We start from the raw sequence: 9,269 nt of genomic DNA, 5'->3' as shown, positions 1-9,269 counted from the left end.
CCCGCCTCTCGGCGGGTATGTGATAAGTCAACAATTCAGCCCCAACATCGTCAGCAGCATAACTAGCTAATGGATCCGACCTTATCGATAGCTATACCCAGGAGTTCATCTTCAGCCTGAACTACCTTCTGACAGCTTTCATAAGCCCTGACTACGTTTATTAGATTGACCATCTCTTTTACGGCGTTTACGTTGGATTGCTCCAGGTAACCCTGCACAATACCGGGATTATCAACCTGTGTATATCCGCCCTCTTTGACCCTTAGCCAGGCGCCCTCTTTTTCCAACTGTCTTTTATCGGCAAAGTCAACTATTTTTAATCTGGCCATTTCCTGATTATTTATTATAATACGGCCGTTTTTATCAACATCAAAACCCCGCGCTGCCTGATCAACGTCTAATATCTGTATGGTTTCATTGTCCGCGCTTAAGACAGGCTGCCCTTGATTGGTAACCAAAATACCCTCGTTATTTATTTTAAACGAACCGTCCCGGGTAAACCTTTCGCCTTGTGGGGTTAAAATAACGAAATAACCTTCATTGCTGATGGCTAAATCAGCCGGGTTGTTGGTTGGGGCGATGTTACCCTGGCTATGATCGGTCACAATATCTCTGACGACTGCTCCGGTTCCTAAAGATCCAATAATCACCGGAGGCAGCATTTCCTCTTTACCATCAATTTCCCGGCTTTCTCCCACCCGGCTGATCAGCATGGCAGGAAACGACTGGCATATTACGCTGTCTTTTTTATATCCGCCGGTGTTTACGTTAGCTATATTGTTAGCAACTACATCCTGTTTGTTCATCTGCAACATCATACCAGAAGCGGCTGTATATAAACCTTTAATCAATCTGTTGCCCTCCCCGTATAATAAAAAGTCCTCAAGACATTTTATCGATATGGCTCCTTAAAATCTTTAGCCTTTTATACTAAACGTTTAGGACCGCGCCCGCTCTTGGACAAGGTATCTATTTCTATTAAGGCTTTACCTGTTCCCATAGCCACACAGGATACAGCATCTTCGGCAATAATAACCGGCAGATTGGTTTCTTTGGACAGAAGTTTATCAAATCCATCCAACAAGGAGCCTCCCCCGGTCATAACGATACCGTTGTTGACGATATCGGCGGCCAGTTCGGGTGGAGTGATTTCCAATACCTTTTTTACAGCATCGATTACCGCATAAACTGTTTCTTCCAAAGCCTGCCAGCTTTCCTCGGAGCTTATTTTGATCGTCTTAGGCAGTCCCGATACCAGATCACGCCCCCGAACTTCCATATTAATATCCTTGTTTTCAGGGGTCACCCAGGCTGTTCCCACCCGCATTTTAATTTCTTCGGCGGTGCGCTCTCCAATCATAAGGTTATGTTCTTTGCGAATATAACGGATTAATGATTCGTCAAACTTGTCCCCTCCAACTCGAAGCGAAGTGTTGCATACAATGCCTCCCAGCGATAATACGGCTATGTCGGACGTTCCTCCACCAATATCAACCACCATGTTGCCGGCCGCACTGGCAATATTAATTCCGGCACCCAGGGCCGCTGCCAATGGTTCTTCAATAATGTAAGCCTGTTTGGCACCGGAGGCCAAAGTCGCTTGACGTACCGCCCTTTCCTCAACATCAGTTGCTCCTGTAGGAATACAGACGATTACCCGCGGTTTAAGGAACAGTTTGTTACCTAAGACCCTTTTTACAAAGTAGCTAAGCATTTTTTCCGTTGTATCATAATCAGCTATGACTCCTTCGCGCAGAGGACGAACCGCCGTTATATATCCAGGGGTACGGCCTAACATTTCCCGCGCTTCTTCTCCGACAGCGATTATCTTATTGGTGTTTTTATCCGTAGCTACAACGGATGGTTCATGTAAAACAATACCTGCACCTTTTTTAAATACGAGAACGCTTGCGGTTCCCAGATCGATGCCAATATCTTCAACAAAGCACAAATTCATATCCTCCCGGTAAAATCTTCTTTTTTTATTTTACCTTTAAATATCGTTTCTGGCTATTTATTTTACTATACTAATTCGACAACTTGAGAATATTTTTTGCGGGTAGCTTCTCCTCCCCGCAAATGTCTTTCCGCTTTGTTCTTTTCCAGTATATTCTTAACCTGCTCAGCCATCTGTCCATTTATTTTGGGCAATCTTTCAGATACATCCTTATGCACAGTGCTTTTGCTTATTCCAAATACTTCGGCGGTCTGGCGTACCGTATCTGAAGTCTGGATAATGTGCGCCGCTACCTTTACAGCTCTTTTACGGATATAATTTTGCATGATTTTCCCCCTCTCCTGATCTGTTTACAATATATTCAGCAGGGTTCAAATCAAGACCAATGTTGCGGCCAAAAAGGGAAGGGGTACTTTTTCTCTTTACTCATCTAATAAGGAATTTTGTATATTTCAACATCATTATAATAATATTTAAGTATCTGCTGATAATTTTTTCCGCTTTTGGCCAACCCATTTGCTCCGTACTGGCATAACCCGATACCATGTCCGTAACCATGGGTTGTTATCCGAGTCTGTCGGTCGCCAATTGATAATTCCAGCCATTGTGAGGGAAGATTTAATTCCTTGCGCAATCTGGCCGCATAGACTTTTTTACCGTTGATACTTAATTCATTGGCCCGTCCGGATGGTGTTTGGGTGACAACTTTTATATTCATTTTATATCCCAGATCACCTACAACCCGGTTTACGTTTTCATTGCCAACCGTACATGTTTTTTTGTAATACGGAGAGTCCCGGCAGTATTTGCATTTTACAGATCGCAGATAGGCAATTGACTCTATTCCTTCGGTTCTTCCTCCACAGGTAGAATGATAGAGGGCATCAATTGGCTCGGAATTGTAAAGCAATATTTCACCGCGGGTTGAATTTACTGCTTCCATAATTTTTTTTAGATTTTGTTGGCCCATTTTATTTTGAGACTGCACTTCCCGGAATGCCTGACAGCTGTTAATATCATCAGATAGATCTGCTCCCAATGGATAAGGATGTTTTTCTATCATCCTTTTTAAGGCATAGGTGCGGGCACAGACCGCCTGCGCCCGAAGTGCTTCCATAGCAAATGAAGCCGGCATTTCAGCGGCTACCGTCCCTACTATATAATCTTCTAAATCCATAGTAATGATATGGTTTTTTTGGTGCAGATATAAATCTATTTTCGGTTCGGCTAACTTATCATCAGGAACTTTATTTATCATTTGCATCGTCAACCATAAGCCCAGGGCCAATAGAAAAACCAACAGTACAATGCGCCATAATTTTTTCATGTTTATAAATATGTGAAGAATTTGATTTTTAGACACTGCCAGGCACTGAAAATTAGGAATTACTAAACGGATCGTGCCATGTTGCCAGCATAATCGCCTGTAAGCGGTATTCAAGGCAGTGAACGGCGTGAGCCTCTGGTAGTTGAAGTGGAATTTTAATCAAACAACGAGGTTTTTGCTTAACACAGGTTTTAATTTTGAGTAATATTTGCTCCTAAGGCGTTTAGTTTCGTTATAATACCTTCATATCCCCGCTCTACATGTTCCATCCCGGTTAAAATCGTGCTGCCATCTGCTGTCAGACCAGCTATGATTAAAGCTGCCCCGGCACGCAAATCGCTGGCTTTAACCTGAGCGCCGGTTAATTCTTTGACACCTTTTATAATGGCAGCCCGGCCTTCTATTTTTATTTCGGCGCCCATTCTTTGTAATTCCTGCACATGCATGTAGCGATTTTCAAAAACCGATTCGCTGATTATACTGCTCCCCCGGGCACAGCTTAAAAAACTCATAAACTGGGCCTGCATGTCGGTGGGGAAACCTGGATAAGGTAAAGTTTTGATATTTACCGGTTTTATATACGAATCCCTTTTTACCGTTAAGTGGTTATCATATTCTTTTATTTCTACCCCGGTTTCCTCCAACTTGGCACTGACGGCTTTTAGATGTTCGGGAATAATGTTTTTTATAACCGCTTGCCCGCCGGTGGCTGCGACCGCCAGCATATAAGTTCCAGCTTCAATACGGTCAGGAATAGGAGTATAATCACTACCGTGCAATTCTGATACCCCTTGTATTTGAATTACATTGGTTCCCGCACCCGTTACCTTGCCGCCCATACTATTGATAAAATTTGCCAGATCCTGTATTTCCGGTTCCAGAGCTGCGTTTTCTATATAACTGTCGCCCTGAGCCAGAACGGCTGCCATTATTAAGTTCTCCGTAGCTCCGACACTTGGATAATCCAAATATATATGATTCCCCTTTAATCTTCTGCCTTTAGCTATTACATCCCCATTATCAAAATTAATATTGGCACCTAAGCCATGAAAACCTTTTAGATGAAGATCTATGGGCCGATTACCGATTGCGCATCCCCCTGGCAATGATATTCTTACTTTTCCTTCCCTGGATAATATTGAACCCATTAGAAGGATAGAAGCTCGCATCTGCCTGACCAATTCATAAGGAGGATGGTGATTCATTAACTTTCCGCTAATTATTATCTGGCGTTCCTGTTCCTTTACTTGTTTGCCAAGGATCTTGATAATTTGCATAATTGTGGTTACATCTTTGATATTCGGAACTTTCCTGATTCTTACCTCATCATCGGTAAGAAGTGATGCTGCGATAATAGGCAAAATAGCATTTTTTGACGACTCGATTTCCACCTCACCGGATAATCTTTTTTTCCCTTTAATAATCATTGCCAATTCAACCCTCACCTCCCAAAAAACTTTGCAAGCTTACTTTTAATAATTGTCTAAAAGCAATGGCGTTCCCAAATAAACATAGGTTTGGTTTTTCTTTTCTTGGCTGCGCAAAGCCAGTTGTAGATTTATATTTTTACCTGCTATTTTTTCAGATTTTATAGATTTAAATTTGGGACTAAAACCAATCATACTTATTACATAATCATCTTCATATTGATCCAGGACTTTAACATCTAAACTTTTATTAATCACATCTAAAAATTCTTTTCGGCCGTTTTTATCTAAATGGGCTTTTATAATACCTTGATACGAATAATAGGATTTACAATTCATAACTGATTTTAGTCTGTCCTCTTCCTGACGCTGTCTTTTATCGTTATGCGATGATATTGTGCTTAACAAAAAAATAGTGCTCTGTGATTGAGTGCGGAGAGTAAATGAGTAGTTCTGGTTGTAGTGGAATAATTCATATTGAAGCAATTTAACTCCATTTTGTTCCTTTTGATAAAAGTTTGCTTTATTTACGGGTAAATCAAGCAAAACTAGTATTTTTTCTAATTCCTGATCCATTTCTTTAAAGGTTTGCGCTGATTTTATTGTTGCCCAACAATCAAATCTGGATTCAAGCAAATTTGCACCGATTGATGCAAAAGTTAGGCAATATGGCGATTGATCATTAATTTGTTTAGCGATCGAATAATTAACAGCCGAATCGGTTAGTAAGCACGCCAAAATAAAAATGATTAGGTATATCGAAATCTTTTTCATTGGCTCTCCTCCCCGGTAAGTATTTACTTGGATTCTTGCCGGGATCGGGGTTAATTATTCTCAAGAACCAACGACGCTGTCTTTTATGATTTATATTTTTTAAAAGTAAAAGGACAGTGAAGATCTTTTATCTTCACTGTCCGCATTTTAATCTAAATAATATAGTCAGCACTTCAAAATTGAGGTGCCGACTACAAAGACCATTTTTAGGGGTATACTTCAGTGCAACTCATCTCCAATGTCTGTAAGATCCTCTTGCAAATTAGCATCTTCGCCATCTGGCTGGTTTTTCCGAGTTGCATTCTGCATCGCCTCATGTTCAGCCTGGCGTTCAGCGCGCATTTGCTCTATTAATTCTCGTTTATGTTCCTTCTGACGCTGTTTGGCTGCCAAGGCCTTTTTTTCAAAGCGGATGGTCTGCTGCCAGATTAATACGCAAAAGCCTGCGGTAATTAAAAACACAAGTGCTATTAATATAATAAACTTGGTTTGCATGTGCTCTCACCTCGTTTTATATATACTTTTATATTACTATAATTTAGTCAGCCCCTAAAACTAATAGTACTTCCTCTTTTTTTGTTCTTCACGCAGCCTGGCTTCCTCCTCGTCTCTTAATCTGCGTTTCTCCATTATCATTTCTTTTGCCTTGGCGGCCCTTTCCTTATTGCGCTCCTCGATTTTAGACAAAACCTGCCACATGAGAAGGTATAGGATACCTTTCACCAAGTAATAGATCATTATAGCAATTATTAGAGCCTTAAGGATTGCCGCTTTATCCATGGCATATATCTCCTGCACATCAATTTGTAATAAAATCCCCAATTTTCAGACTTATCTATGCAAAAATCTTTACTGGGTATATAAATATGAATTTAATTGCTTCCAATGCTCTTTGATTTTAACCTTTGTGGCTGGTGATGTGAAGTTTAATTATATCTGAGGATAACTGATGGTATGATGTTTTTTTGTGTTATGGGTAAACTTTTAACAAAAAAGCCGGAAGGTGGTATAACCTTCCGGCTTTAGTGCTATTACTCCCGGATATTGGCTTCAGCAGCCTTTAGTCTGGCAATGGCGCGTTTTAATGCCATTTCCGCACGATATGCGTTGAGGTTTTCATCCTGCAGCTGCAGACGTCTCTCGGCTCGTTCTTTAGCTGCCTTGGCTCTTAATACGTCTATTTCTGAGCCGTGCTCAGCTGTTTCGGCCAAAACGCGGACTTCATTGTAGATGACTTCCATAAAGCCGCCGCTTAAGGCTATCTTTTTTACTTTTCCTTCGGGATCAGTATACCTTACTACCCCCACATCCAACGCGGCAATCATAGGGGCGTGGTTTTTCAGGACACCCAGTTCACCGTTCAATTCAGGAACTACCAAAAACTGGACTTCATTCTTGAAAAGAATCTGTTCCGGGGTCACGATTTCAACCATGAAGGTGTTGTCTGCCATAGACTACCCCTCCAATCTTTTTGCGTTTGCTAGAACCGTATCTATATTCCCCATCATATAAAATGCTTCTTCCGGCAGAGTGTCATGTCTTCCTTCTAGAACCTGAGAGAATGATTCTACCGTTTCGGCTACCGGAACATATATTCCCGGTCTGCCGGTAAACTGTTCAGCCACGTGGAAGGGCTGAGACAGATAACGCTGAATCTTTCTGGCCCGGGCCACGATTAATTTGTCCTCATCGGTTAATTCATCCATACCGAGTATAGCGATGATATCCTGCAATTCCTTATATCTTTGCAGGATCTTCTGAACACCGCGGGCGGTATTGTAGTGTTTTGCGCCGACGATTTGGGGATCCAGAATCCTGGAAGTTGAATCCAGGGGATCAACTGCCGGGTAAATTCCCAACTCTGAAATTGCTCGGGACAGGGTTGTGGTCGCATCCAAATGCGCAAAGGTTGTCGCCGGAGCCGGGTCAGTCAAGTCATCGGCCGGAACATATACAGCCTGGGCCGAGGTAATCGAGCCTTTACGGGTAGTGGTGATTCGTTCCTGCAAGAGACCCATATCGGTAGCCAGTGTAGGCTGATATCCAACCGCAGAAGGCATACGTCCGAGCAAAGCAGACACTTCGTTACCTGCCTGAGCAAACCGGAAGATATTATCGATGAATATCAACACGTCCTGCCCACCTATATCACGGAAATATTCGGCTACAGTCAGGCCGGTCAGGGCCACCCGCAGACGGGCTCCGGGCGGTTCGTTCATTTGACCGAATATAAGGGCGCATTTTTCAATAACACCGGATTCGGTCATTTCACCCCAAAGGTCATTACCTTCACGTGTACGCTCACCCACTCCGGTAAACACTGAATAGCCGCCGTGCTCGTAAGCGATGTTTCTGATCAGTTCTTGAATAATAACGGTTTTTCCTACTCCTGCTCCACCAAACAGTCCGATCTTACCACCCTTGGCATAAGGGCAAATCAAGTCGGCAACTTTGATACCGGTTTCTAGTATGGAGGTTGCCGGCAGCTGGTCGGTTAGCGGGGGCGGAGCCCGATGTATTTCCCAATAGTCGGCGGCTTCGACTTCACCAGCATCATCAACCGGATCACCCAAAACGTTTAGTATTCTGCCCAGACATCCATCGCCAACCGGAACCTTTATCGCAGCCGCTGTGTTGGTTGCTTTCATGCCTCTCATGATACCATCGGTAGGACTCAATGCAACACAGCGAACTGTATCGTTACCTAAGAGCTGCATAGCCTCAAGGGTAACGTTAAGATCAGCAACTGCCTTAACACCGCTGTCCTGATCTTCAGTTTTTATGGTAATAGCGTTCATTAGGTCAGGTAGCTCGCCCGGTTTGAATCTAACGTCTACAACCGCACCTATAACCTGAGTTACCTCTCCATAGGTTACATTCGCCATTCTCTACTTTCCTCCTTTATTGAGAGCTTCGGCGCCACCAACAATGTCCAGAATTTCGTCAGTGATGGCTGACTGTCTGACCTTGTTCATCTGCAGGGTGAGGGAATCAATGATCTCACCTGCATTTTGGGTAGCGTTGCCCATAGCTGTCATGCGGGCCCCTTGTTCACTGGCTTTGCCTTCCAGCATCGCGTGATAAATCTGACTGCCTACATACCTGGGCAATAGGGTAAGTAATATGAGTTCCGCACTGGGCTCGTAGATATATTCGATTAACTTTTCTGGTGTTTCCGCATCCTTTTGCTGCTCCGGAGGTTCTATGGGCAGCAATTTGGTCACGGTCGGCTCCTGCCGCAATACGTTAACGAAACGCGAATATACCAGATACACTTCGTCCAGTTCCTCATTTTCGTAGGCATTAATGATATATCCTGCGATTTCCCGAGCATCAGTGTAGCTTACATTATCTCCTAAATTGATAAATTCAGCATCCAGCCCGCTGCGCTTGCGGTAGAAATCCCGAGCTTTTCTGCCTACCGCAATAATGCCGGCATCGACTTTCCTGTCATCAGCAGCTATAGAATCATTGGCAGCCCTTATTATATTGGTGTTATAACCTCCGCACAGACCGCGATCCGCAGTTACGACTATATAGCCTACTTTGCGTATCTCTTCCCTTTTTACCAGGAGCGGATGCTCTACGTCTGTAGAAAGTGCCGCCAATCTGGCTAAAGTACCCTGCAATGTTTCCGTATAAGGTCTTGATGATTCTGCCCGCTCCTGCGCCCGCCGCAGTTTGGCTGCTGCCACCATTTTCATTGCTTTAGTAATTTGCTGAGTGTTTTTGACGCTGCGTATTCTTCGCTTAAATTCTCTTACACCTGCACCTGCCATTTACA

At 43.2% G+C, this 9,269-nt stretch carries 11 protein-coding genes; all 11 read right to left on the bottom strand.

The window, feature by feature from the left end:
* Positions 1-62 precede the first annotated feature (62 nt).
* Positions 63-851: a flagellar basal-body rod protein FlgF gene (gene flgF, locus AAV90_RS01260; protein ID WP_046494928.1), complete on the bottom strand. Its 789-nt coding sequence runs from the start codon at positions 849-851 to the stop codon at positions 63-65.
* A 74-nt stretch (positions 852-925) separates the two neighbouring features.
* Complete coding sequence (mreB, locus tag AAV90_RS01255; RefSeq protein WP_046494927.1) at positions 926-1,957, bottom strand: rod shape-determining protein MreB; 1,032 nt, start codon at positions 1,955-1,957, stop codon at positions 926-928.
* A gap of 65 nt (positions 1,958-2,022) precedes the next feature.
* The gene (gene spoIIID, locus AAV90_RS01250; protein ID WP_046494926.1) at positions 2,023-2,283 is read right to left on the bottom strand and encodes a sporulation transcriptional regulator SpoIIID; all 261 of its coding nucleotides are present in this window, start codon (positions 2,281-2,283) and stop codon (positions 2,023-2,025) included.
* Between the two features lie 104 nt (positions 2,284-2,387).
* A complete protein-coding gene (gene spoIID, locus AAV90_RS01245; protein WP_052729520.1) occupies positions 2,388-3,284 on the bottom strand; it encodes a stage II sporulation protein D in 897 nt (298 codons plus the stop codon).
* A gap of 191 nt (positions 3,285-3,475) precedes the next feature.
* On the bottom strand, positions 3,476-4,711 hold the full coding sequence (gene murA, locus AAV90_RS01240; protein ID WP_046495228.1) for a UDP-N-acetylglucosamine 1-carboxyvinyltransferase: 1,236 nt from the start codon (positions 4,709-4,711) through the stop codon (positions 3,476-3,478).
* A 45-nt stretch (positions 4,712-4,756) separates the two neighbouring features.
* Positions 4,757-5,485, bottom strand: coding sequence for a YwmB family TATA-box binding protein (locus AAV90_RS01235; protein ID WP_046494924.1), 729 nt, complete (start codon positions 5,483-5,485; stop codon positions 4,757-4,759).
* Between the two features lie 219 nt (positions 5,486-5,704).
* A complete protein-coding gene (locus AAV90_RS01230) occupies positions 5,705-5,980 on the bottom strand; it encodes a hypothetical protein (protein ID WP_046494923.1) in 276 nt (91 codons plus the stop codon).
* Between the two features lie 60 nt (positions 5,981-6,040).
* On the bottom strand, positions 6,041-6,265 hold the full coding sequence (locus AAV90_RS01225) for a hypothetical protein (protein ID WP_046494921.1): 225 nt from the start codon (positions 6,263-6,265) through the stop codon (positions 6,041-6,043).
* A 251-nt stretch (positions 6,266-6,516) separates the two neighbouring features.
* Positions 6,517-6,936, bottom strand: coding sequence for a F0F1 ATP synthase subunit epsilon (locus tag AAV90_RS01220; RefSeq protein ID WP_046494919.1), 420 nt, complete (start codon positions 6,934-6,936; stop codon positions 6,517-6,519).
* Between the two features lie 3 nt (positions 6,937-6,939).
* Positions 6,940-8,370 (bottom strand): F0F1 ATP synthase subunit beta, encoded by a 1,431-nt coding sequence (gene atpD / locus AAV90_RS01215; protein WP_046494916.1) that lies wholly within the window; start codon positions 8,368-8,370, stop codon positions 6,940-6,942.
* Between the two features lie 3 nt (positions 8,371-8,373).
* Positions 8,374-9,264 carry an ATP synthase F1 subunit gamma gene (atpG, locus tag AAV90_RS01210; RefSeq protein WP_046494915.1) on the bottom strand — a complete coding sequence of 297 codons (891 nt, stop codon included), beginning with the start codon at positions 9,262-9,264 and terminating at the stop codon, positions 8,374-8,376.
* Positions 9,265-9,269: the final 5 nt, after the last annotated feature.

This window comes from Syntrophomonas zehnderi OL-4 (genome assembly GCF_000983115.1).
Taxonomy (GTDB): Bacteria; Bacillota; Syntrophomonadia; order Syntrophomonadales; family Syntrophomonadaceae; genus Syntrophomonas_B; species Syntrophomonas_B zehnderi.
The sequence above is the reverse complement of the archived record's forward strand: the minus strand, read 5'-3'. Positions and strand labels throughout refer to the sequence as shown.